Source organism: Brevibacterium sp. ACRRH (assembly GCF_022346365.1).
Lineage (GTDB): Bacteria > Actinomycetota > Actinomycetes > Actinomycetales > Brevibacteriaceae > Brevibacterium > Brevibacterium paucivorans.
The window spans coordinates 127,843-151,612 of the sequence record NZ_JAKRMN010000004.1; the positions used below are offsets into that span (position 1 = coordinate 127,843).

25 protein-coding genes are annotated in these 23,770 nt (G+C 57.7%); 9 read left to right on the plus strand and 16 right to left on the minus strand.

The features are described from left to right. Positions 1–10: 10 nt before the first annotated feature. Positions 11–259 carry a WhiB family transcriptional regulator gene (locus MHX53_RS05395; RefSeq protein WP_040348529.1) on the minus strand — a complete coding sequence of 83 codons (249 nt, stop codon included), beginning with the start codon at positions 257–259 and terminating at the stop codon, positions 11–13. A 246-nt stretch (positions 260–505) separates the two neighbouring features. Between MHX53_RS05395 and MHX53_RS05400 the strand changes: the two genes are divergently transcribed. Next, complete coding sequence (locus MHX53_RS05400) at positions 506–1,936, plus strand: NAD(P)H-quinone dehydrogenase (protein WP_239271507.1); 1,431 nt, start codon at positions 506–508, stop codon at positions 1,934–1,936. 58 nt (positions 1,937–1,994) lie between these two features. Here MHX53_RS05400 and MHX53_RS05405 read toward each other — a convergent pair whose 3' ends face one another. From MHX53_RS05405 to MHX53_RS05415, 3 genes are all read right to left on the minus strand, one after another. Beyond that, positions 1,995–3,737, minus strand: a complete 1,743-nt coding sequence (locus tag MHX53_RS05405; protein WP_239271508.1) for a biotin carboxylase N-terminal domain-containing protein — start codon at positions 3,735–3,737, stop codon at positions 1,995–1,997. Positions 3,738–3,822: 85 nt separating this feature from the next. Continuing rightward, on the minus strand, positions 3,823–4,497 hold the full coding sequence (locus MHX53_RS05410; RefSeq protein ID WP_239271509.1) for a Maf family protein: 675 nt from the start codon (positions 4,495–4,497) through the stop codon (positions 3,823–3,825). Then, the gene (locus tag MHX53_RS05415) at positions 4,494–5,366 is read right to left on the minus strand and encodes an SGNH/GDSL hydrolase family protein (RefSeq protein ID WP_239271510.1); all 873 of its coding nucleotides are present in this window, start codon (positions 5,364–5,366) and stop codon (positions 4,494–4,496) included. The genes MHX53_RS05410 and MHX53_RS05415 overlap by 4 nt, the downstream gene beginning before the upstream one ends. Before the next feature lie 42 nt (positions 5,367–5,408). Here MHX53_RS05415 and MHX53_RS05420 point away from each other — a divergent pair, with 42 nt between their 5' ends. After that, positions 5,409–6,749, plus strand: coding sequence for an AI-2E family transporter (locus tag MHX53_RS05420; RefSeq protein WP_239271511.1), 1,341 nt, complete (start codon positions 5,409–5,411; stop codon positions 6,747–6,749). A 62-nt stretch (positions 6,750–6,811) separates the two neighbouring features. Here MHX53_RS05420 and greA read toward each other — a convergent pair whose 3' ends face one another. Together greA and MHX53_RS05430 are read right to left on the minus strand one after the other, a co-directional pair. Further along, positions 6,812–7,303 (minus strand): transcription elongation factor GreA, encoded by a 492-nt coding sequence (gene greA, locus MHX53_RS05425; RefSeq protein WP_239271512.1) that lies wholly within the window; start codon positions 7,301–7,303, stop codon positions 6,812–6,814. A 102-nt stretch (positions 7,304–7,405) separates the two neighbouring features. Next, positions 7,406–7,822 (minus strand): DUF4307 domain-containing protein, encoded by a 417-nt coding sequence (locus tag MHX53_RS05430; RefSeq protein ID WP_239271513.1) that lies wholly within the window; start codon positions 7,820–7,822, stop codon positions 7,406–7,408. Between the two features lie 75 nt (positions 7,823–7,897). Here MHX53_RS05430 and mca point away from each other — a divergent pair, with 75 nt between their 5' ends. Continuing rightward, entirely contained in the window at positions 7,898–8,854 is a 957-nt protein-coding gene (gene mca / locus MHX53_RS05435; protein WP_239271514.1) for a mycothiol conjugate amidase Mca, read from the plus strand. Beyond that, positions 8,851–9,144, plus strand: coding sequence for a hypothetical protein (locus MHX53_RS05440; protein WP_239271515.1), 294 nt, complete (start codon positions 8,851–8,853; stop codon positions 9,142–9,144). Before mca ends, MHX53_RS05440 begins: the two co-directional genes overlap by 4 nt. Positions 9,145–9,207: 63 nt before the next feature. Here MHX53_RS05440 and MHX53_RS05445 read toward each other — a convergent pair whose 3' ends face one another. After that, the gene (locus MHX53_RS05445) at positions 9,208–9,951 is read right to left on the minus strand and encodes a hemolysin III family protein (RefSeq protein ID WP_239271516.1); all 744 of its coding nucleotides are present in this window, start codon (positions 9,949–9,951) and stop codon (positions 9,208–9,210) included. A gap of 87 nt (positions 9,952–10,038) precedes the next feature. On the opposite strand from MHX53_RS05445, the gene MHX53_RS05450 reads away from it, so the two are divergent. Next, complete coding sequence (locus tag MHX53_RS05450; protein ID WP_102237606.1) at positions 10,039–10,812, plus strand: isoprenyl transferase; 774 nt, start codon at positions 10,039–10,041, stop codon at positions 10,810–10,812. Between the two features lie 173 nt (positions 10,813–10,985). Further along, positions 10,986–12,305: a PhoH family protein gene (locus MHX53_RS05455; protein WP_204514632.1), complete on the plus strand. Its 1,320-nt coding sequence runs from the start codon at positions 10,986–10,988 to the stop codon at positions 12,303–12,305. 62 nt (positions 12,306–12,367) lie between these two features. On the opposite strand, the gene MHX53_RS05460 is transcribed toward MHX53_RS05455, so the two are convergent. From MHX53_RS05460 to glpX, 5 genes are all read right to left on the minus strand, one after another. Next, positions 12,368–12,721: a PadR family transcriptional regulator gene (locus tag MHX53_RS05460; RefSeq protein ID WP_239271517.1), complete on the minus strand. Its 354-nt coding sequence runs from the start codon at positions 12,719–12,721 to the stop codon at positions 12,368–12,370. Between the two features lie 3 nt (positions 12,722–12,724). After that, positions 12,725–13,159 carry a hypothetical protein gene (locus MHX53_RS05465; RefSeq protein WP_239271518.1) on the minus strand — a complete coding sequence of 145 codons (435 nt, stop codon included), beginning with the start codon at positions 13,157–13,159 and terminating at the stop codon, positions 12,725–12,727. Between the two features lie 170 nt (positions 13,160–13,329). Further along, positions 13,330–14,736, minus strand: coding sequence for a class II fumarate hydratase (locus tag MHX53_RS05470; protein WP_102237610.1), 1,407 nt, complete (start codon positions 14,734–14,736; stop codon positions 13,330–13,332). After that, entirely contained in the window at positions 14,733–15,380 is a 648-nt protein-coding gene (locus MHX53_RS05475) for a carbonic anhydrase (RefSeq protein WP_239271519.1), read from the minus strand. The genes MHX53_RS05470 and MHX53_RS05475 overlap by 4 nt, the downstream gene beginning before the upstream one ends. Continuing rightward, positions 15,380–16,498 (minus strand): class II fructose-bisphosphatase, encoded by a 1,119-nt coding sequence (gene glpX, locus MHX53_RS05480; RefSeq protein WP_239271520.1) that lies wholly within the window; start codon positions 16,496–16,498, stop codon positions 15,380–15,382. Before glpX ends, MHX53_RS05475 begins: the two co-directional genes overlap by 1 nt. Positions 16,499–16,614: 116 nt before the next feature. Between glpX and MHX53_RS05485 the strand changes: the two genes are divergently transcribed. After that, on the plus strand, positions 16,615–17,181 hold the full coding sequence (locus MHX53_RS05485) for a DUF4245 family protein (protein ID WP_239271521.1): 567 nt from the start codon (positions 16,615–16,617) through the stop codon (positions 17,179–17,181). Between the two features lie 34 nt (positions 17,182–17,215). Here MHX53_RS05485 and MHX53_RS05490 read toward each other — a convergent pair whose 3' ends face one another. Both MHX53_RS05490 and xseA read right to left on the minus strand, forming a co-directional pair. After that, the gene (locus MHX53_RS05490; protein ID WP_239271522.1) at positions 17,216–17,452 is read right to left on the minus strand and encodes an exodeoxyribonuclease VII small subunit; all 237 of its coding nucleotides are present in this window, start codon (positions 17,450–17,452) and stop codon (positions 17,216–17,218) included. Further along, positions 17,449–18,762 carry an exodeoxyribonuclease VII large subunit gene (gene xseA, locus MHX53_RS05495; RefSeq protein WP_239271523.1) on the minus strand — a complete coding sequence of 438 codons (1,314 nt, stop codon included), beginning with the start codon at positions 18,760–18,762 and terminating at the stop codon, positions 17,449–17,451. The genes MHX53_RS05490 and xseA overlap by 4 nt, the downstream gene beginning before the upstream one ends. 103 nt (positions 18,763–18,865) lie before the next feature. Here xseA and MHX53_RS05500 point away from each other — a divergent pair, with 103 nt between their 5' ends. Both MHX53_RS05500 and MHX53_RS05505 read left to right on the plus strand, forming a co-directional pair. Next, the gene (locus tag MHX53_RS05500; protein WP_102237615.1) at positions 18,866–19,921 is read left to right on the plus strand and encodes a 4-hydroxy-3-methylbut-2-enyl diphosphate reductase; all 1,056 of its coding nucleotides are present in this window, start codon (positions 18,866–18,868) and stop codon (positions 19,919–19,921) included. A 49-nt stretch (positions 19,922–19,970) separates the two neighbouring features. Beyond that, positions 19,971–20,486, plus strand: a complete 516-nt coding sequence (locus tag MHX53_RS05505; RefSeq protein WP_102237616.1) for a ferritin — start codon at positions 19,971–19,973, stop codon at positions 20,484–20,486. A 94-nt stretch (positions 20,487–20,580) separates the two neighbouring features. Here the strand turns inward: MHX53_RS05505 and MHX53_RS05510 are convergent, their stop codons facing one another. Further along, positions 20,581–21,726 (minus strand): DNA recombination protein RmuC, encoded by a 1,146-nt coding sequence (locus MHX53_RS05510; protein ID WP_239271524.1) that lies wholly within the window; start codon positions 21,724–21,726, stop codon positions 20,581–20,583. Positions 21,727–21,779: 53 nt separating this feature from the next. After that, positions 21,780–23,768, minus strand: coding sequence for an acetoacetate--CoA ligase (locus MHX53_RS05515; RefSeq protein ID WP_239271525.1), 1,989 nt, complete (start codon positions 23,766–23,768; stop codon positions 21,780–21,782). Between the last annotated feature and the right edge of the window lie 2 nt (positions 23,769–23,770).

The following is a 23,770-nucleotide window of genomic DNA, read 5'->3' on the forward strand; positions in this document are numbered from 1 at the left end:
CTCGGTGTCGTTAGCCCGCGCGACGTGCGCGGGCTGCGCGACGCTTGAGTGCGCGACGTTCGTCTTCGCTCAAGCCACCCCAGACGCCGGCGTCTTGTCCTGTTTCAAGCGCCCACTGGAGGCACGTTTCTGCAACCTCACAACGGTGGCATACGCTTTTGGCTTCTTCGATTTGGAGGAGGGCTGGGCCGGTGTTGCCGATGGGAAAGAAAAGTTCGGGGTCCTCGTTGAGGCAAGCTGCACGGTGACGCCAGTCCATGGTGTCCTTTCTCAGGTTTTCCACGTGCATAGTGCGAATGGATCGGCGTGCACGGGACGGGAAGAAAATTTCGATTAACCTAAGATTCACACAATGGCAAGTTTGATACAAGGGGTCCGTGGTGTGAAATTTCTGACAGCACAAAACTCTTGCGCATAATGCCCAAGCGTGCCTTTGAATCGCCTTCGACTCTTTAAGAGTAGCCCTGCTCTTTGGAATAGTCACATTGACTGACACAATGGAGACGTGAAAAACGTTCTTGACCCCTCGCAAAACCGTGTCGTCATTATTGGTGGAGGCCCGGGCGGGTACGAGGCCGCTCTGGTTGCCGCTCGTTCTGGTGCCGACGTCATGCTCATCGAGAAGAACCACACGGGTGGTTCGGCTGTTCTCACTGACGTGGTGCCGTCTAAGTCCTTGATTGCAACCGCCGAGGTCATGGTTGACTTCACCGAGTCCTCGCAACTTGGGTTGCGAGTGGGCGACGGAGAGACCGACCAGAATGGCCAAGTGTGGGTTGACCTCGCTGCTATGAACCGCCGCATTATGAAGCTGGCCAATGCGCAGGCGAGCGATATTCATGACTCGCTGGTGTCCGAAGGTGTGAAGGTGATTTCCGGTGAAGGCCGCCTCACGAGTGATTCTGAAGTCCATGTGAAGGAAAACAACGGCACTGAGTATGAACTCACTGCCGACACCATCCTGCTGGCTGTGGGTGCGCACCCGCGTGAGCTTCCGTCGGCAATGCCGGACGGTGAGCGGATTCTTTCGTGGACTCAGCTGTACGACTTGCAGGAACTGCCTGAACACTTGGTCGTGGTGGGTTCAGGTGTGACTGGTGCTGAGTTCGCTTCCGCGTACAAGGCCCTGGGTAGCGAGGTGACGCTGGTGTCCAGCCGTGACCGTGTGCTTCCGGGGCAGGATGAAGACGCCGCCGAGGTGATTGAGTCGGCTTTCCGTCGCCGTGGAATGAACGTGTTGTCGCGTTCGCGTGCCGACTCGGTGACGCGCACTGAAGACGGTGTCGAGGTGGTTTTGGCCGACGGTCGTAAGGTTCGCGCCAGCCACTGTCTTATGGCTGTGGGTTCGATCCCGAACACGGCCGACTTGGGACTGGAAGAAGCCGGGGTCCACGTTGAGGACAGTGGACACATCGTGGTAGACGGGGTTTCTCGCACCTCGGTCCCGGGAATCTACGCGGCCGGTGACTGCACCAGCGTGTTCCCATTGGCATCCGTTGCTGCTATGCAGGGACGCATCGCCATGTCGCACGCCTTGGGTGATGCGGTTGCTCCTCTGAAACTGCGCAATGTGGCCTCAAACGTCTTCACGGCCCCTGAAATCGCAACAGTCGGGTTCACCCAGGCTGATCTTGCGACCTCGGGGCACGACGTCGAATGGTCAATGGTGTCGCTGGCGACGAACCCACGCGCCAAGATGCAGGGCAACGAAGAAGGATTCATCAAGGTGTTTGCACGCCGCGGATCCGGTTCGGTACTGGGCGGTGTTGTCGTTGGTCCTAAGGCGAGCGAACTCATCACCCCACTTGCGTTGGCTGTTGAAAACCGGTTGACGGTGGATCAGTTGTCGTCCACGTTTATGGTGTACCCGTCGGTGAGTGGTTCGCTGTCAGAAGCGGCACGTCGTTTGCACCACCGTCGCGAATTCCGCGACTAAAGGCCACAAACAAAGGGTGGGGCTCGGAATGACTCCGAGCCCCACCTTTTGTTTGTGCCTACTGGAACTTCACCAGAGGCGTTCCGGACTTCACTGCCGAACCGGCTTCCACGCATACTTCGCTTACAGTGGCGGTGCGCGTGGCGGTGAGCGGCTGTTCCATCTTCATGGCTTCGATTACTGCCAAACGGTCACCTTCATTGACGGTGTCACCGGGCTGAACGTCCACAGTCACAATCGTGCCCTGCATGGGAGCGGTCAGGTCACCTGAGTCTGCAGAAACTCGGCTGGTTTTCCGTCGCCGAGGTGGTTTCACCTTGGTCTGTTGTCCACCGGTTGTGAGACTCGCAGGGACCTTCACGGTGAGGCGGTGACCGTCGACTTCCACCACAACGTCGGTGGTGGTGTCTTCAGGGCTGGTCTCTGCCGTGAGTTCTTGCGGCGCTGAGAACGATGGCATGAACTCTTGTTCCAGCCACAGTGTGTACACCGAAAAATCGGTGGTGAACGCTGGTGTCCGCACGAGTTCGCGGTGCAGGGGGAGTAGCGTGGCTACGCCGTTGAGAATGTATTCGTCCAGTGCGCGTCGAGCCCGTGCAAGAGCCTGTTCGCGGTCTTCACCTGTCACGATCAGCTTGGCAAGCATGGGGTCGAAGTCGGTGCCTACCGTTGTGCCTTCCTTGACCCCGGAGTCCATGCGAATACCGGGCCCAGCTGGTTCGTGGAGCTCAACGATGCGACCGGTAGCTGGAATGAAACGGTTAGCAGGGTTTTCGGCGTTGATGCGGAACTGGAAAGCGTGGCCACGTGGGGCGGGCATGGACGAAGGCAGTTCGTCGCCGCGGGCAATTTTCAGCTGCCACGCCACCAGGTCAACCCCGGTGACTTCTTCCGTGATCGTGTGCTCAACCTGAATGCGGGCATTTGCTTCCATGAAGGTGATGGTGCCGTCTTGGCCCAAAAGGAATTCACACGTGGCAGCGCCAACGTATCCCACATGGGACAGAATCTTCTGGGAGGCGTCAACCAGAATCTGGTTCTGTTCATCTGTCAGGAACGGGGCTGGGGCTTCTTCAACGACTTTCTGGTGACGACGCTGGAGTGAGCAGTCGCGGGTCGAAACCACGACGACGTTGCCGTGTGAGTCAGCCAAGCACTGGGTTTCAATGTGGCGTGGTCGCACAATCTGCTTTTCCAGCAGGCATTCGCCACGGCCAAAGGCCGCAACCGCTTCGCGGCTGGCGGACTCGAGAGCCGTTGGAAGGTCTTCTCGGTTAGCGGCAGTGCGGAATCCGCGTCCACCGCCGCCGTGAACAGCCTTGACGGCGACTGGGTAACCGATTGTGTCGGCAATGTTGAGCGCGTCTTCAATGTCTTTGACCGCACGCCCTGATCCTGGCGTGGTAGGAGCTCCAACGGCGTCGGCAACAGCGCGAGCTCCAGCCTTGTCGCCCAACGCTTCCAACGCCTCTGGAGCGGGCCCGATCCACGTGAGTCCGGCCTCGGTCACGGCACGTGCGAACTCAGGGCTTTCGGCAAGGTAACCGTATCCGGGATGGATGGCTTGAGCGCCGGCGCGGTGAGCAATGTCGATAAGCGCCCGCATGTCCAGGTACGTCGTGGCCGCGCCCGTTCCCGGGAGGAGCCACGCGTCATCGGCGAACCGGACGAAATCGGCGTTGGACTCAGCACTGGTGTATACGGCAACCGACTGCAGTCCAAGGTCACGGCATGCACGAACGATGCGTAGTGCGATCTCACCGCGGTTAGCGATAAGAACCTTTGAAAACTGGGCGCTCATTCAATCTCCCGTCACGAAAATCTGACGAAGCAAATCTATGAGAGCTCGCTACTAGCTCCAAATCTTTTGTAGAAACGCTACAAAACTACGCGGGAGTTATTTTCCACAGATCTGGCCAGGAGACACCCAGCCTGGTGACTAGGGTGCGAGCGAGCGGAATGCTCAGCCCAATGACGTTCGTGTGGTCACCTTCAAGCGATTCAACAAAGGCAGAGCCGTACCCGTCGATCGTGAGGGCGCCAGCTACGTGGAATGGTTCGCCCGTTTCGCAGTATGCTGCGATTTCATCGTCGCTGATGTGAGCGGTGCGAATCGTCGTAGAGCCGACTGCATCTTCCTGGTCAACAAGACTCCAGCCCGAAGATCCTCGGCGCATCAGGACTATTGAGTGTCCTGAGTGAAGCACAGCCGACTTTCCACGCAAACGTTTCCACACCTCGGTCGTGGCCCGCGCGTTACCCGGCTTGCCCACAGCTTTACCGTCTAACTCAAGGAGCGAATCACACGCGATCAGAACGCACGTGTCTGCCGAACCGATGAGCCCCTCATGCGGATCCTGGGCGAGGGCGTCGATGACGGCACTGGCTTTGGTCTGGGCCAGAAGCGCCACTTCTTCGACGACCGACCCCGGAGCAACGCGCTCAACCACGGCGTGCTCGTCGACTTCAGGGCGAATGACAACCGGTTCGATTCCCGCCTGCCGTAAAAGTGACAGCCTGCTGGGTGAACTGGAGGCAAGGACGGTGACGACGGTGCTCACTTATGCTCCTCAGAGTCTGGAGTGGACAGAATTTGCGAATCGAGATCGGCTGCGATGCGTGCCAGGACGGCCGCCACGATTTGCTTATACCCCAGGGGAGAAGGGTTGCGACGCGAATCGGCAAGCAACCCAACCTGCGACGTTCCCGACAAGACCTCATTCAGGGAAATAGGTAGCGCGTGCGAACTGACCGCCATGAGCCACTGCGAACCTGACACAACGCGAGAGGACCGCCTGAGAATTGTGCGCAACGGTCGCCGAACTCCCGGAAGCAGACCCAGGTTAGGGCACGTGAGAACCACAACCCGGTACCCGCCTTCACGCTCCAAACGGTGAATAGCGCGGCTGAAAACAGCCACACCACTCCGGTACACGCTGGGGCGAACAATGTCCGCTGAGCCCATCGAAATGACCGCAAAACGTGGCCCCGATGAGCCCGAACGCGAACGGCGCATCCGCGAATCTGCCAACACTGCCGAAATGTGTTCGCTCATCTCTTCGCCTCGCGCCCCGGGCTGGGTGCAGGCACGCACCCGGACGCGTTGACCCAGCAACGCAGAAAGACCTCGGCCCATGAGGACGGCTGGGGACGGGGCACCTCGGCCCATTTTCGCGATCCACGAATCACCAACCACCACCAAGGCGGGTAGGTCTTCGGAAGTAGTGTCTAAGGGCGCCGAGGTCGTTCCGGCTTCCGCTGACGAGTCGTCTGGACCGATCGTCATGGCGATGTCTTCGCCAGGCAGGTTGAGGTCGCGCTCGAAGAGGTCACGCATCCGGTTTGACTGCATGCGCAACACAGCTGCACCCGCCCCAGCGATGAGGGGGAGCGAGAGCGATGCAACAAGAAGTTTGGTGGAAGCCTTCATCGGTTTGAGTCTATGAATAAAAGCACCGGTAAGCTATTCCATATGAACTCGAAGCGACGTCGAAAGCCCATTCTGGGGAAGTGGTTGCGTAGCGTGAACAACGTTCGCGAAGAAGAACCTCAGGCTACTCAGGCCATCAGTTTGGATGACTTTAGTGATCGTGAAATTGAAGAGGCGCGTGAAGAGAGCCAGAAGCCGCCGTACGTTGCACCAAGTTTGAAGCTGGCAGCGGCATGGAGCTGGCGTTTCCTTGTCGTTGTCGCTGCTGTTGCGGTTGCGTTTTGGGGACTGTCCAAAGTCTCAATCTTGGTGCTTCCGTGCTTGATCGCGTTGTTGCTCGCCGCTCTGATGGCGCCGGTTGTGAGCTTTCTTGACCGCCACAAATGGCCACATGCGCTCTCGGTGGCGACGACTTTTCTTGGCTTCATTTTGGTGGTCTTGGGGTTGCTTGCATTCACGGGTCAGCAAATCGTCGTAGGTTTCCCCGCTCTTGCTCATCAGGTCGTTCTGGGTGTGAACAAACTGAACGCGTTTATTCAGAACAACCCGTTTGGTATCGACTCCACCGTCATTACGGGTTACCTGGACGAGTTCAACACCAAGGCGCTTGACTGGCTTCAGAAGTCACAGGGCAAGATCGCTTCTGGAGCGCTGGGCGCAGCTTCGAGCATTGGGAACTTTGTTACCGGCTTGCTGATCACGCTGTTTGCCTCCTTCTTCTTCCTGTTTGACGGCGGGCGCATTTTCAACTGGTTCGTACGGTTGCTTCCAAAACCGGCTCAGCCCAAGTCGGTGGCTGCAGCCGTTAACGGTTGGAACTCACTCGTGCAGTACGTGCGCGTTCAAGTGCTGGTAGCGGCAATTGACGCGGTAGGTATTGGCATCGGTGCCTTGGTCCTGGGGATCCCGTTGGCATTTCCGTTGACCGTGTTGGTGTTCTTGGCCTCGTTCATCCCGTTGGTCGGTGCCGTGCTAACAGGTGTAATCGCTGTGTTGGTGGCGCTGGTGTCCAAGGGGTTGGTGAGTGCCATCATCATGCTCATCGTTGTGGTGGCGGTGCAGCAGTTGGAAGGAAACGTGTTGCAACCGTTCCTCATGGGTAAGGCCGTTGCGGTTCACCCACTGGCTGTTGTGCTGGCGGTTACCGGCGGTGGTGTCCTGTTCGGTATCCCGGGTGCCCTGTTTGCGGTTCCGTTCGTCGCCATGCTCAACACGGTGGTACTTACACTCAGCGGGAACGACGAGTACATGAAGAAGGCTCATGAGGCGCTGGCTCATCTCAAAGGAGACAGTGAAGCGCTGACGAAAGCCAAGAAAGCAACGTCAGAGCATGTGGAAGCTCAAGTGGCGAAGGAACGCGCGAAAACCTCGTCTGAGTCATAAGTTCGACGAATGCGAAAAGCCGTGGAACCAAGCAGGTTCCACGGCTTTTTCGTACGACAGACTCAGTAAGCTTTTGCCGATTCGATGGTGACTTCGATCGTGCGACCATTAGGAGCTTCGTACTCCACCTTGTCGCCGACCTTCTTGCCATTCACAGCTGCGCCCAGCGGGGACTTCTCAGAAAAGACATCGATCTTGTCTTCGTCTGAAATGATTTCGCGTGAACCCAAGAGGAACTCGATTTTGCGACGTCCCATTTTCAGAGTGACGAGCTTGCCGGGGGTGACGGTTGACTCGTCGCCGTCTGGTTCGCTCACGTTCGCATTCTGAAGCAGGTGCTCGAGTTCGCGAATACGTGCTTCGAGTTTTCCTTGCTCTTCACGCGCTGCGTGGTATCCGCCGTTTTCTTTCAGATCGCCTTCGTCACGAGCAGCTTCAATGCGCTCGGCAATTTCCGTGCGACCGGGACCCGACAGATGCTCGAGCTCCTTAGAGAGACGCTCAAAAGCCTGGGGCGTGAGCCACGTCTGGTCTGCGGTGTTTTCCGCGGTCATAATTGTGCCTTTCTATGCTGCGCCAGTGGTCGTTTGGCTAGCTGGAACAAAACATATCCCGGGTTCCTTTGGTGGAACTCGGGATATATTTAAACCGCTAGTCTACCCTACAAAAACGCAAGATTCCACGTTTCCTTGCGCGCCTTTTTGTGTAGTGCGAACGTCAACGCGGTCGTGGTGCATAGAAGCGGAGTTCGCCTGGGGGTCAGCTGGGATCGTGATTTCCTTATATCCCACGACTGCTTCGTACTGGTTCTTAATAATCGCAGCGCACTTAATGTCCCGGTCAGCGTCAGGGACGATAGAAAAAGTTACAGATGCGTTCCCTGCGTCATGAGCGGTGAAGTTTGACGTCTCAGGCGCGTGCGGGTGAGCGCGTGGTTTGAACGCGAGAAACGCGGCTCCAGCTATCAGGACGATGACGACGCCAGCGAGCATGAACAGCAGCGGGCGCTTCTTATTGCCCTGAGCCGTGCGACCGTAGCGAGAGTCAAGTGAGTCCATGCCAAGTGAGTCCATGGGAGCTTTCGTAAACGCGAGATAAAAGGACTAATCTATGATAGTTGCTTTCAGAAAAGAACTCTAAGGGGATACATGTATTCGGGCCTCCGGCTGCTTGCCGTTCACGCGCACCCAGACGACGAATCGTCAAAGGGAGCTGCGACAACAGCTCTGTACACTTCCCTGGGTGCCCGTGTTCTGATTGCAACCATGACTGGGGGAGAAGCCGGCGACATTCTCAACCCTGCTTTAGCTGACTCACCGGCAGCAGAACGTGACATTGCGGAACTGCGTCGCCGTGAGATGGCCAACGCGGCCTCAATTCTTGGGGCTGAACACCAGTGGGTCGGCTTTGTCGATTCCGGTCTTCCGGAAGGCGACTTTGAAACCCAAGTGCCGCATGGCTGCTTCTATCGGGTTCCTGCGCACGTGGCTGCACGCCCCCTGGTCAACATCATTCGTCGATTTAAGCCACATGTCATCACCACGTATGACGAACTTGGTGGCTACCCACACCCGGACCACATCCACACGCACACCGTGACAATGGAAGCGGTTCGAGCTGCCGCTGATCAAACCGAACTTCCGGAACTGGGTGAACCGTGGAACGTACAAAAGGTGTATTACAACCAGGATCTTTCGCCAGCTAAGTGGATGCGAGTTCACGCTCTGCTGGAGGAAAAAGGACTGGAATCGCCCTTAGAAGGCATGGTCAAGAAGTACCAAGAACGCCCCGGCAGGGAAACTTGGCTGACCGCGCGCATCGAATCGCAAGAATTCATGGATACAGCGCGCCGGGCGCTCTTGGCCCACGCAACTCAAATCGACCCCAACGGTGGGTTCTTCTCTGACATCCGCAAACTCGCCTCGGAGTACTGGCCAACAGAGGAGTTTGAGCTCGCAGTCGATAACACCGGGCGAGACCTCGACCCCCGCACTGACTTTGCCGAAAGCGATCTCTTCGCAGGAGTCACCCAAGAAGACGGTACGGTCGTGGGCGACGACGAACTGAAGAGAGCGTGCGCCCAACGTTCAGGAGAACAGTCATGACAATGGCCGCCATCGCTCTGTGGGTAGCGACTGCTCCACCCTCGCAAGCACCCATTCCAGACGAAGAGCTCGTGACGCCTGGGACTATCGGGTTCCTCGTCACGCTCGCAGTTGTCATTGCAGGGGTCGTGCTGGCAAACCTCGCTGCGCGCAAAGTGCGGAAGATTCGTGCCCGTGACGGTGCCGTTGAGTCCAACGTTTTGCCCGTTCGTGTGGACCCGCGTCAATCGCGTGAAGAAGCAGAATCGATCCTGGAGCAAAAACAGCGCAACCAGAAGGACGAATCCTAGTCGGGAACGACCTCGGCGGCCCTTCACTGAGCCCCAACACGTGGAGCCCACACAAACGACGCCTTAGTAGGCCGCCACCGCTGATACGAGGATCGCTGCCAAGTGGCACCCGTAACCAATCACGGTTGCAGTGTGGAAAATTTCGTGGAAACCGAACTGCGCTGGGAACGGGTTGGGGCGCTTCAAACCGTAAATGACTGCGCCTGTAATGTAGGAAGCCCCTCCGATCACAATGAGGATTCCTGCGGCCAGATTGTGCATCCACATGGACGGGATGAAACCAATTCCGGCGATTCCAATGCCAATGTAGACAGGGACGAAAAGCCAGCGAGGGGCACTGATCCAGATGAGGCGGAAAATCACGCCCAAGATGGCGCCTGTCCAAATGATGCCCAAAAGCCACCACGACGCTGGCGGGTCCAACAGCAACACGGCAAGTGGTGTGTACGTTCCGGCCGTGATGAGGAAAATATTTGCGTGGTCGAGCCGGCGCAACAAGATGCGCACGCGGACACGCCACGAGCCCCTGTGATACATGGCGGATGTGCCAAAGAGCATCATGCCTGTGATGGCGAAAATCGCGGAGGCTAAACGTGACAGGACTGTGGGGCACAAAATGACGGCGGCCAGTCCGCCAAGGACGGCCAAAGGAAACGCTCCTGCGTGAATCCAACCGCGCCAACTGGGGCGGATCTCCATGAACCGGGTGATGTCGACGCGCAAATTGCGCAACCGGCGGACGCGTTGAGAATTCGCTGCTGCTAGTTTTCTGTCTTCAACCGGATCGAGTGTGTCATGTGCGCCCATACTTCCATTCTAGGCCGTGGGCCCAGGGCCACAGACCCTGTCCATAATCAGGCTATAAACTAGCCGTAGAGAGTGAGAGGAGGGCGCGTGCGCGGGCAAATCGCAGGCTGGCTGTACCGGTTGTACAACCGTCAGATCGTGCGCGAACTCGCCCCTTCTGACCGGATTCCACGGCATGTGGGTGTGATTACCGATGGCAACCGCAGGTGGGCCAAGGAGTTCGGTGCCACAACCGAGCAGGGACACAGGGCCGGGGCCCAGAAGATCGTTGAGTTCCTGGGCTGGTGCGATGAAATTGGCATCGAAGTGGTCACCTTGTACGTGCTGTCACGGGAAAACCTGCAGCGCACACCGGAAGAAGTTGAAACCCTGGTCGCCATCATTTCGGACATGGTTGAGCAGATCGCTCAGTCCGACAAGTACGCGGTAAACCTTGTTGGTGATTTGAGCGTTCTTCCCCAGCCATTGCGCGCCAGGTTGGAAAACGCGCAAGAGAGCTCACGGGGCGGTCATCCCAGCGTCCACGTCAACGTTGCTGTGGGATATGGCGGTCGCCAGGAAATCGTGAACGCGATCAAGTCGTATTTACGGGCAGAGTCCGCCGCGGGCACCAGCATGGAAGCCGCCATTAACGCGCTCACGGAAGAACGCCTGGCAGAACACCTGTACACCAAGGGCCAGCCGGACCCCGACCTCATCATCCGATCCTCGGGAGAACAACGGTTGAGCGGGTTCCTCATCTGGCAAAGCGCATACTCCGAATTCTTCTTCTGCGAGGCATACTGGCCAGCATTCAGGAAGACTGACTTCTTGCGGGCCGTACGCGACTACTCCCAAAGACAGCGCCGCTACGGCAAATAAACCAGTTAACAACTCATTCATCTAAACGTCACCGACCCGCCGAGGTGCGCCCCGCCTCGGGCATGGATTCTCACGTTAGGTTGGAAACAGTTGGTGAGGGACCAACCCGAGGTGTCAGCCTCGTCGGGGAAGGATTGAGTCGGGCACCTTGGAACACGAGTTCAGGGGAGCCCATGACTACCACTGTTCACACGTACGTACTCGATACTTCTGTTCTACTTTCTGACCCGCGTGCGATCTTTCGTTTCGACGAGCACGATGTTGTGATTCCGCTCATCGTTGTTGGTGAGTTGGAAGCGAAACGGCATCATTCAGAACTCGGTTTCACAGCGCGCCGAGCGTTGGGGTTGCTGGATGAGTTGCGCGAGGAGTTCGGCCGTTTGGATGAGCCGATTCCGATTGGTACTGAAGGTGGCACGTTGCGTGTCGAACTCAATCACGTTGATGCGTCTGGTTTGCCGGTGGCTTTCGACCGCGCCGAGAACGACACCCGTATCCTTGCCGTTGCGCGTAATTTACAGGCTGAAGGACATTCGGTGGTTGTTGTGACCAAGGACGTGCCTATGCGTGTGAAGGCGTCTGCTCTTGGTTTGGCTGCGGAAGCGTACTTGGCTGAATTGGCCGTCGATTCCGGTTACACGGGTCTGAGCGAGCTCATGCTGGATGAGGCGGAAATGGCTCAGCTGTTTGACTCTGGTTTCGTTGAGACTAAGGCTGCCGGCGCCGAGGTGTTAAATACCGGGCTGGTTTTGTCCTCTCCGCGTGGTTCCGGTTTGGGGCGCGTGGTAGCGCTCAACGAGCAGGCTGGCACGGGGACGGTCAAGCTGGTTCGTGGCGACCGTGACGTGTTTGGGATCCACGGAAGGTCGGCTGAACAGCGGATCGCGTTGGACATGCTCACCGATGAAGAAGTGGGCATCGTGTCCCTGGGTGGGCGTGCTGGAACTGGTAAGTCGGCGATGGCTCTCATGGCCGGTTTGCAAGCGGTCCTGGAGGACCGCACGCACGAAAAAATCATGGTGTTTAGGCCACTGTATGCCGTTGGTGGTCAGAACTTGGGGTACTTGCCCGGCGATGAGTCAGACAAGATGAACCCGTGGGCAGAAGCAGTTTTCGACACTTTGGGAGCACTGGTCTCCCGCAACGTTATTGATGAGGTGATGCACCGTGGCATGTTGGAAGTTCTCCCGCTTACGCACATTCGAGGTCGCTCGTTGCACGACGCGTTCGTCATTGTCGACGAGGCACAGTCGCTGGAACGCACCGTCCTTCTCACTGTGCTTTCACGCTTGGGGCAAAATTCCCGGGTGGTACTCACGCACGATGTAGCACAGCGTGACAACTTGCGGGTGGGTCGTCACGACGGTATCTCCGCCGTCATCGAGAAGCTCAAAGGTAACAAGCTGTTTGCGCACATCACCCTGACCCGTTCGGAGCGTTCCGCGATCGCGGCACTGGTGACGAGCGTGCTCGAAGACTTCGACCTCGTGTAGCCAAACCTTCCACAGAAATACCCGAGGTGTCCTGCAGTTTCGCAGGACACCTCGGGGTGGTTTTATGAAGGTAACTGGACGAGGTTTTGCCGGACACCAGCGAGCATGCGTGAACCGAGGGGAGAAAGCGAAATGACTTTTCGTTTGGCTCCCGTGCGGGGTGCTTCTTCGCTGGTAACAGACAGGAACTCACTGTCCTCGAGGCGTTTGATAGTGCGGTAGAGTCCGCGTTCGGTGAGTTGCCAGCCTATATCCACCTCGATGTGGGAGTTGAGTTCTTGAACTGTGAGGGTTTCGTGGGCCTCGAGTATGGCGAGAACGGTGGGTGTGAGCATCGCTTTCTTGTACGTTTCGACCCAGGATGACACTTTGTGCTCCAACCATTCGTCTAGTTCGGGCTGATGATTGGGTGCCATAGGTCAGTCCTCCCAGCCTCGCTGTGCAATGGCCCCGATTAGCGAAGCGACGAAGCCTGCTCCCCACAGTGCGCTCATGCACAGTGTTGCGCCAACCCACGACGTTGTGAAGAACTCTTGGGCTACCGAAGTAGCGTCACCGGCGCGCATTGCGATTGCGAAATGTATCAGCGCGTGCAAATTAAATGACGTTGTGATGGTCCCGAACATCACTGCATGGACGATAGCTTTACCGAACCGGATTTTTGCAATTGTCTTGATGTTGTGCCATTGCCAGAGCATGCACCCGATGGCCACGGCTGCGGTGAGGAGGGCCCCCAAGACTCCGGGTCCTCCTGGGGTGAAGACGATGATGATTTGGATGATTGTCATGCCTGCGATGAGTGCCACCGTGAATGGGAGAAGTGTTCGAGTTGAGTTGACTAGTTGCGGTTTCATGGTGTTCCTCCTTCTTTGTTCTTACTGGTAGTGTACCACTGGTACAGTATATGTGGCAAGGTTGCTGATGAGGGTCTTGATACCACAGAAATACCCGAGGTGTCCTGCGAAACTGCAGGACACCTCGGGTATTTCTTTGGGCGCCAGGCTTTCTACGACCTGGACGCTTCTTAGCGGTTGAACTCACCCAGCATGGTGGTCACGTCAAGCGCCTTGTCCAGGTCCTCTTCCGTGATGGTGCCGTTTTCTACGTAGCCCAGCGCCACCGTTGCTTCCTTCACGGTCATCTTGTTGTTGACGGCGTGCTTAGCGATCTTGGCGGCGGCTTCGTAACCGATCACCTTGTTCAGCGGGGTCACGATCGAAGGCGAAGCCTCTGCGAGGAAGCGACAACGTTCTTCGTTGGCCTCTAGCCCCTTGATCATCTTGTCTGCCATGACACGGCTGGAGTTAGCCAACAGGCGGATCGACTCAAGCAGGTTCGATGCCATGACCGGAATACCCACGTTGAGTTCGAAAGCCCCGTTGGTCGAGGACAGCGACACGGTGGTGTCGTTACCGATGACCTGCGCACACACCTGCGTGACCGCTTCACAAATGACCGGGTTGACCTTACCGGGCATGATCGACGAACCAGGCTGCAGGTCAGGAATGTGCAGTTCACCCAGACCCGTGTTGGGGCCCGAACCCATCCACCGGATGTCGTTGTTGATCTTCATGTACGAGTACGCGATGTTGCGCAGCTGGCCGGATGCTTCGACAAGACCGTCGCGGTTGGCCTGTGCTTCGAAGTGGTTGCGTGCTTCCGTGATAGGCAGGCCGGTCTGTTCAGCCAGGTACTTCACAACGGCCTGAGGGAAGCCCTGAGGCGTGTTGATACCGGTACCGGTTGCGGTTCCACCCATAGGAACTTCAGCCACACGCGGAAGCGAGGATTCGATGCGCTCAATTCCGTTGCGAACCTGTGCTGCGTAACCGGAGAACTCCTGCCCCAGGGTCACTGGGGTGGCGTCCATGAGGTGGGTGCGGCCGGCCTTGACGATGTTGCGGAACTCGGTGGCCTTTTCTTCCAGCGCGCTCGCCAGGTGGTCCATGGCAGGAACCAAGTCGTTGACCAGTGCCTGGGTGACGGCCACGTGTACCGAGGTGGGGTAGACGTCGTTGGACGACTGCGACGCGTTGACGTGGTCGTTGGGGTGGATTTCGCTGTCCTGGCCTTCAAGAGTGCGGTTGGCCAGGGTCGCGATGACCTCGTTGGTGTTCATGTTCGACGAGGTGCCTGAACCGGTCTGGAACACGTCGATGGGGAATTCGCCGTTGTGGGTCCCGGCGATGACTTCCTCGGCAGCGGCGATGATCGCCTTAGCGCGGGTGTCGTCAAGAACGCCGAGGTCGTTGTTGGCGCGTGCGCACGCTTTCTTCACGTGCCCCAGGGCGGCGATGTTGGCAGCTTCGAGTGGTTTGCCAGAGATGGGGAAGTTTTCAACTGCGCGCTGGGTTTGAGCACGGTACAGGGCGTTGACGGGGACCTTCACTTCGCCCATGGTGTCGTGTTCAATGCGGAATTCTTGGCTCACTGTGTCTCCTTGCTGTCGGTGTTGAGGTCGCCGCGAACGGCAACAACATTCACTTTTCCGTCCGCCAGGGCGTAGGTGAGCCCCACGAGTGCGGTACGGCCTTCGTTTACTGCTTTTCGGATGGTGTAGGAACGTGCGTAGAGGCGTTCCACCGTGTCGACGGTGTTTTGCTCCACAGCTGACCCGATGTCGTTCTTGCCTTTTGAGTGGGCGCGGGCGACGGCGGGAAGGATGTTGGATACGACGTCGTCGACGAAACCGCCGGGGAACGTTCCGTTTTGGTAGGCGTCGACGGACGCGGTGACGGCGCCACACGAGTCGTGCCCCAGAACAATCACAAGAGGTGTTCCCAGTTGTTCGACGCCGTATTCCAGGCTGCCGATGGTGACCGAATCGGTCACCTGCCCGGCGGTGCGAACCACGAACATTTCACCTAGACCAACGTCGAAGATCAGTTCAGCTGCGACACGAGAGTCAGAACAACCGAACAGGGTCGAGTAGGGGAGCTGAATTGTGCGCAGTTCGCGACGCCTCGTGGAGTCTTGCTGGGCGTGTTCAGGGGTGTCGGCCACAAAGCGTTTGTTTCCGTCAATGAGACGGTCGAACGCAGCTTGTGGGGTGGCGTATGCGCGAGAGTTCGGCATTAAACGAGACCCCTGCGGGCTGCTTCGCGGGCAGCTTCTTCGTATGAGTGGGTCTTTTCAACGCGGTGTTCGGCGTACACGTTGCGCACGGTGCCTGACTTGGAACGCATGACCAGTGAGTGGGTCATGACGTGCTGGCCTTCGTAGCGCACACCGTCGAGCAGGTCGCCGGTAGTGATACCCGTTGCGACGAAGTACGAGTTGTCGCTCTTGACCAGGTCGTCGGTGGAGAGGACGGTGTCCAGTGCAAGACCTGCGTCGATTGCGCCTTGGCGTTCTTCGTCAGACTGTGGCCACAGGCGTCCTTGGATAACCCCGCCCATGGCTTTTACTGCGCATGCGGTGATGATGCCTTCTGGGGTTCCACCAATTCCCATGAGGAGGTCGGTTCCGGTGTTGGGGCGGCACGCTGCGATTGCACCGGCGACGTCACCGTCTGAGATCAGTTTGATGCGCGCGCCAGCGTCACGGACTTCTTGGATGAGTTCCTTGTGGCGTGGGCGGTCCAGAATAACGACAGTGACGGCCGAGGCGTCCTTGGCGCTACCTTTAATCTTGGCGACGCGACGGATGTTTTCGCCTACGGGCAGGCGCAGGTCAACAACGTCGGCGTACTGGGCGCCGGCGACCAGCTTCTCCATGTAGAACACGGCAGATGGGTCGTACATGGAGCCGCCTTCGGAAACAGCCATCACGGCGATTGCGCCGGGCATACCTTTAGCGGTCAGGGTGGTTCCGTCGATGGGGTCAACGGCGACGTCAACGTGAGCGCCTGTGCCGTCACCGACTTTTTCGCCGTTAAACAGCATGGGGGCTTCGTCTTTTTCACCTTCACCAATGACGACGGTGCCGTCCATGCGAACAGTCGAGATCACGTTGCGCATTGCTGCTACGGCAGCCCCGTCAGCGGCGAGCTTTTCACCGCGGCCAGCCCACGGACCAGCGGCAATTGCTGCCGCCTCGGTCACGCGAACGAGTTCGAGCGCGAGGTTACGATCGGGTTCGCCTTCTTCGATACGGAGTCGCTGGGACCATTCGTCGGTCACAGCAACGGGTTCGGTTTCTGCACGCCCGCCATTGTGGTGAGCCTTTTCTTGTGACGCGTTCAGCTCTGTCATACCTTCATTGTGCCACTAACGACGCTTCAGTTTGTGGTGGGTATAAGAGAACGTTGGCTGAGGAGGTTTATCAGGGTGCGTTTGTCAGTTGTACACAGTGTGGGCACAATACTGGGGTGACTGAAAAATCTGCCCAACCTCAGCCTGGATCGCGCGCAGAAATGCGGAAAATCCGGTTGGAAGCCAACTGGATGAACATGGTGATCGCGTTATTGGCGTGTGTTCTCATCATGGTGCTGGCGCTGATGATCGCGCCTCAGCCTAAAGGCGACCCCATTCGAAAGGTGGATGCTGAGGGTATTGGTAAGACGGCCGATGATGCAGTTGAGTGGCCGGTTGCGTGGTTTGAAACACCGCAGGACTGGCACTCAAACGAGGCCCGACTGGCGCCAATGGGTGAGCCGTCGGTTCAGACGTGGTACGCATCATATGTGGGGCCGGACGATCAGTGGTTGTCGATTCGCCAGGCTCAGGCTGACGAAGACTGGGCGAAGTCATTTGTCAAGGAATTCGCCCCTGTTGGCGAGCAGAATATCCAAGGCGTGAACTTCACAACGTACGAGGGCAAGAACCGTGAACAAGCGTTCGTGGGTCAGGCTAATGGGACCTGGTTTGTGGTTCAGGCGGTTGCAACAGGTGAGTCTGTTGACATGTTTGTGAAACGTGCTCTAGAGAAACACTAGGTGACGTGTGCGCGGCTTGCGCGGTTCGTTGAGCTTACTCTGTTTCTTGCTCTGAGTTAGTTTCGTTTTCGCCGGATTGTTTGGCCTGGGCTTTGTCGAGTGCGTCGCGTGCGCTGTCGAGCCACGCTTGGCACCGGTCAGCGAGTTGTTCGCCGCGTTTCCACAGGGTTAGGGATTCTTCGAGGTTGAGGTTGCCGGCTTCTAGAGCCTTGACCGTGTTCATGAGTTCTTCGCGAGCCTGTTCGTAGCTCATTTCGTTGATGTTGGTCATGGTGTGTCCTTTGGTTGGGGTGTGTCTGGCCGTTGTGGGTGGATTGTTGTGACGGTGGCGTCGAAGGTGCCGTGTTCTACTGTGACGGTGAGTTTGTCGCCAGCGTTGAGGTCGTTGGTGTTGCGCACTGCTGTGCCCGAGGTGTCCTGCACGATCGCGTAACCGCGGGCTAACGTGTTGAGCGGGCTGAGGGCGCGAACCTGGGTGCGCAAGTGCTCGATGGTGGCTTCCCCGTGGTGGAGAGCCCTCATGGCAAGTGAGGTGGCGCGTGTGCGCCAGTCGGCGATTTCGTCAGCCCGGGTGGTGATCATGGTGTGCGGATTAGCCAGTACGGGGCGGCTCCGGACACTGTCGAGGCCCCGTTGTTCGTTGGTGATGAAGCGTTCCAGGGTGCCGGTGAGGACGGCTCGGGCATGCATGATGCCCATGACTTCTTGGTGGAAGTCGGGAACGACGCGTTTGGCGGCATCTGTGGGGGTGGAGGCTCGGAGGTCTGCGACTTCGTCAAGGATTGGGTGGTCAGCTTCGTGACCAATCGCCGAAACGACTGGGGTGCGTGCGGCTGCGACGGCTCGGATGAGGGACTCATTCGAAAAGGGGAGGAGGTCCTCTAAGCTGCCACCACCTCGGGCGATGATAATGACATCAACGTCTTGGTGAGCGTCAAGTTCTTCGAGAGCGGCGATCACTTGGGTGACAGCGCCAGTGCCTTGGACAGCGGTGTTAATGATGTCGAATTGAACGGACGGCCAGCGCAGGGTGGCGTTGCGGATGACGTCTTTCTCGGCGTCGGAGTTACGGCCGGTGATGAGCCCGATTTTGGTGGGTAGGAACGGGATAGGTTTCTTGAGCGCGGGGTCGAAGAGGCCCTCTGAGGCCAGCATGCGTTTGAGGCGTTCGAGGCGGGCAAGGAGTTCGCCGAGGCCAACGTGCCGGATGTCGCGGGCTTGCATGGACAGGCGACCGGCTTTGAGCCAGAAGTTTGCTTTGAGCTGTACGACCACGTGGTCGCCGGCTTTGATGGGGGTTTCGAGTCTGTCGAGGACGTCGGAGAACACTTGGACGGGTAGTGAGACTTGGTCGTTGAGGTCGCGGATGGTGAGGTATGAGGCGCGTCCGCGGGGGTTGAATTCGATGATTTGGCCTTCGACCCACACGACGGACATGCGGTCGATGTAGTTCTTGATGTTTTGGCTAAGAAGCGAGACGGGCCACGGGTTTTCGGGGGTGGTTTCGAGCGCGGTGGCGGGCAGGTTGGGGGAAGGTTCAGCACCGACTGTGCCGGGTGTGCCGCTGATCCGTGGGGCCATGACTCGTCCGTTCGTGGTGTGAATGTTCGTGTGTGGGCAGTTTAACCTGGCTCTTGGTGCCGGGGTTTCTTAGAATGGTTATGTGTCTACTGTAACTATGCCAATGCCGTCAATGCCCAGAACTCGTAAAGCGCCTGATGAGATTGAACAGCCTGATGGTGAGAAGAAGGTTCTTCTGGCAGCACCGCGCGGATACTGTGCTGGTGTTGACCGGGCTGTGATTGCTGTGGAGCGGGCGCTGGAGCACTATGGTGCACCGGTGTATGTGCGCAAGGAGATTGTGCACAACCGTCACGTGGTTGAGACGTTGACTGAACGCGGCGCGATTTTCGTGGATGAGACTGAGCAGGTTCCGCAGGGTGAGCGGGTGGTGTTTTCTGCGCATGGTGTTTCGCCGGCAGTGCATGAGGAAGCCGCGGCGCGGGACTTGAAGACGATTGATGCGACGTGCCCGTTGGTGACGAAGGTACACCGGGAAGCCGTGCGGTTTGCTAAGCAGGGGTACACCATTCTGTTGGTGGGGCACGAAGGCCACGAAGAGGTCGAAGGCACCATGGGTGAGGCACCGGAGTCGATTGTGCTGGTGCAGAACCCGGCTGAGGCGCGTGAGGTTGATCTGGGTGATCCGGAGAAGCTGGTGTGGATTTCGCAGACCACGTTGAGTGTTGACGAGACGATGGAGACGGTGTCGATTCTGCGTGAGCGTTTTCCGCAGTTGATTGATCCGCCTAGTGATGACATTTGTTATGCGACTCAGAACCGTCAGGTGGCGGTGAAGAAGATCGCGCCACAGTGTGACTTGGTGATTGTGGTGGGGTCGAATAATTCGTCGAATACCAAGCGGCTTGTTGAGGTTGCTTTGGAGCATGGGGCGAAGGCGTCGTATCGCGTGGATTTTGCGCGTGAGATTGACGAGGACTGGTTTAACGGTGTGGCCACTGTTGGTGTGACGAGTGGTGCGAGTGTCCCGGACTTGTTGGTGAAGAGCGTGTTGGAGCTTTTGGCTGAGTACGGGTATGCCGAGGTTGATGAGGTGCGTACTGCTGAGGAGGACTTGATGTTTAGTTTGCCTCGTGAGTTGCGTGCTGATTTGAAGGCGGCTGGTGAGAACACGTCGAATAAGAAGAATGGGGCAAACCGCGAGCACGACTTGCGCTAAGCACGCGGTGTCGTGTGGCTGTCTTGGGTTTTGAGTTTGAGGAGGAAGCATGAAGCTTGCTGATGCGTTGGAAGCGAAGTTTAACGAGCAGATTACGTTGGAGTTTGAGGCGTCGATGACGTACCGCCAGTTGGCGGTTGTTGCTGATGCGCAGAGCTTCCCGGGTATGGCGCAGTGGTTGCGTGCGCAGGCCGATGAGGAGATTGTGCACGCGAATAAGTTCATTGATCATGTGGTTGACCGTGGTGGTCATGCGCAAATTGGTGACATTCCGGCGCCTAAGGTGGCTGCTGATGTGAAGCCGGTGGATATTTTCAAGGCTGCGTTGGCGCACGAGGAGAAGGTGAGCGAGGCGATTCGTGAGTTGTATCGTGCGGCTGATGCGCAGGGTGATTTGGATTCGCGTCCGTTGTTGAACTGGTTCTTGAATGAGCAGATTGAGGAAGAGGCAACGGTGGGTGAGATCGTTGACCAGCTGGTGTTGGCTGGTGACGATGGTAATGGCTTGTTGCGTTTGGACGCGGAGCTGGGTTCGCGTACGTCTTCTGGAACTGAGTCTGAATAGTTCTGAGTTTATTTGTGGGGCGCCTCCGAGGTTTCGGAGGCGCCCTTTTTGTGTGTGGGTAGTGAGGTTGGCGAGGTAGCGAGTTGGTGGCGGGTCAGGTGCCGGTGTCGCGGTGTTGCGGAAGGGTTTCTGGGATGGTGGGGTAGGCGAGTTCTTGTGCGGTGATGTTGCGCGTGGACGTGGTGATGCTGTTGAGTTCGTCGAGTTGTGTGGTGGTGATGCCGGTGTGGGTGAGTTTGCGGGCGGTGACGAGGAATCTGTTTTCGAATGAGCCGATAAAGTTGTTGTATTCCTGGGTGGCGCGGTCGAGTGCGGTGCCGAGTTTGGTGAGTCGGTCGGTGAGTAGTCCGGTGCGTTCGTAGAGTTCGGTGCCTAGCTTGAGGACTTGGGCCGCAGAGGTGGAGATGTTGTAGTGGCGCCAATTGAGAGCAACTGTTTTGAGGAGGACGAGCAGGGTTGATGGTGAGGCGATGACGACGTTCTTGCTGAGTGCTTGTTCGATGAGGGCCGGGTAGGTGGTTGCGGCGTGTGAGAGGAGGCCGTCGGTGGGGATGAAGCACACGACGAATTCGGGGGATTGGTCGAAGGATTTCCAGTAGGTTTTGCTGGCGAGTGCGTCGACGTGTCGTAAGAGTGCTTGAGCGTGCCGTTTGGCTGACTCGCTATTGCCCTCGCCAAGCCGGGAGGAAAGTGGGACTTTCGCGTCGACGACGATGGTGCCTCCGCCGGGTAGGTGGACGACCATGTCGGGGCGGCCGTGTTGGGTGGTGACTTGGGTGTCGAAGTCGACGTGGGGGAGCAGGCCGGAGTATTCGACGATGCGTTTGAGCTGCACTTCGCCCCAGTCGCCTCGTGCGGACGTGGAGTGTAGCGCGTTTGAAAGTTGTGCGGTTGATGCGTGGAGTTGAGCGTTTTGTTGGGTCAGTGACGTGATGTTTTCCGACAGCCGAGCGATCTGGTCGATACGTTCGTGGTCTTGTTGGTGCATGTGGGCTTTGAGATCACGTACGCTCGCGGCGAGTGGACCAACAGCGGCGGTGAGCTCAGCGGCGATAGCTGCGTCAGCCTCGAGGTTGGCGGTCCGTTCGGTGAGTAGCTCTGTTTTTGTTTGAGCTTGTGCAAGTTCAACAGAGTAACGTGACCGTGCCCGTGCTGACCCAGCTAAAAGACCCAACACGGCCCCAGCAACGAGGCCCACAGTGAGTGCCCCAAATACAACGGCGACAACTGAAATGCTCATGTTCTCACTGTGTCATGAGGCACTGACACAGTTTTTGATTTCCAGTCTGTATATCAGTCCTCCGATTGCGCGAACTTGGTAGCTTGCTCCGAATACCAGTCGAGCACCTCGGGGTTCTGACTTGCCGTGCGGTTCAGCGAGTCCGGGGAGGCTCCTTGGAATAGGCGCTTGACTGGTACCTCCATGAGCTTTCCGGTCCGTGTGAGGGGGACGTCTGGTGCAAAGATGACGGCGTCGGGCACATATCGCGGAGACACCTTTTGCCGGATCGCAGCCACAATTTCTTTTTCTAGCGCGTCGTGTTCAGCCTCATCACGCGTTGTGACGACGAACAGGGGCATGTAGTAGCCGCCGTTCTTGAGTTCTGCGCCAATGACCATGGAGGACGTGACTCCGTCGACCTCGTCGACAACTCGGCAGATATCAGCAGACCCCATGCGCACTCCGCCACGGTTGATGGTCGAGTCTGAGCGGCCGTGCACAATCCACCCTCCCGCCGAGGTGTTTGTTACCCAGTCTCCTTGGCGCCAAATTCCTTTGTAGGTGGAGAAGTAGGTTTCGGTGTAGCGGGAACGGTCGGTGTCGCCCCACAAGTAGATGGGCATACTCGGAATCCGGTTGGCAATAATGAGCTCGCCAACTTCATCAATGATGGTTTCCTGGTCAGGTCCAATGGAGCGCGCGTCAACACCCAGATACGGGCCTTGCAGTTCCCCGATGTTTTGTACGTCCCACGGGTTTGAACCAATGATGCCGGTGGCGATATCGGTGCCTCCGGAGTCGGAACCCAAATGGAAGTCCGTTCCGATCTGTTCCCGGAGCCAGTTCCACGTTGTAGGTGGGAGTGCCGAACCGCTAGAGAGGACGAACCGCAAATGCGAGAAGTCCCAGTCGTGAGCATCAGACAGGCCAGACTTTTCTCCCATGGTTAAAACGGCGGCACCCGTGCCAAAGAAAGAAACTTGCTCCTCAGACACGATCTTCAGATGTTGAAGAGCATGTGGGTGGGCAGGAGAGCCGTCGTAGGTGACGACGGTTGCTCCCACGAAGAGTGTCGCGATCATCATGTTCCAGATGACCCACGTGGTCGACGCAGCAAAGTGTGTACGGTCACCGGGGCGGACATCGTATTGAAGTGCGTTCGCTTTTAGTGACTCAAGCACGACACCACCGTGGGAGTGCACGATTCCTTTTGGCTTGCCCGTTGTTCCAGAAGAATAGAGAACCCACAAGGGCGAGTTGAACTCCACGCGGGTGAAGTCTGGTTCTTGGGGTGACGTGAGGATGTCGCTTAAACGTGCAGAGGCTGCTGGCAATGTTGTGCCACTGTCTACGTCTGTGTCGACGAGCACGTGATGTTCAACAGTAGGCAGTGCTTCAAGAAGTTCAGGGAGCTGCGATGTTTTGTCAACGAGTTTTCCGCCGAAGTGAACACTGTCGGTTGTGAGGAGCACTTTTGGCTGGAGTTGTTCAAAGCGTTCTTTGACTCCGTGGGTACCAAAGTCTGTATTGACCACGGTCCAGATCGCGCCAACGGATGCGGTGGCAAGGAGAGCGACGACCGTTTGCGGGATATTCGGCAGAACTGCGCAAACAACGTCACCTGGACGGACACCTCGGGCGCGGAAATGCTGTGCGAGCGCGCCTACCTGGCCAACGAGCTCTTTCCAACTGATCTCTTCGCGTTGCGCGGTTTCGTGGAGCCCAATGAGTGCGGGAGAATCGGGGCGTTCGTGGGCCCAGCGAAGAATGTTTTCAGCGTAGTTGATCTGTGATCCGCTGAACCACGTGGTTTCTGTGTCACTGACGGTATGCGAAACGGGTGCATCGAAGCGTTGCCCGCGAACGTCGAAATAGTCCCACACAGCTGACCAAAAGCGGTCGCTGTGCTCAACCGTCCACGTGTGCAGTGCCTGGTAGTCGCCGAGGTCGACGGCAGCGTCGTATGAGTCGTTGATGAACCGTGTGAAGCGCGCGAGGTGGCTCTGGTCAATGGATTCCTGGGTGGGGGACCAGAAATGGGTCGGGATGTTTTCGGTCACGT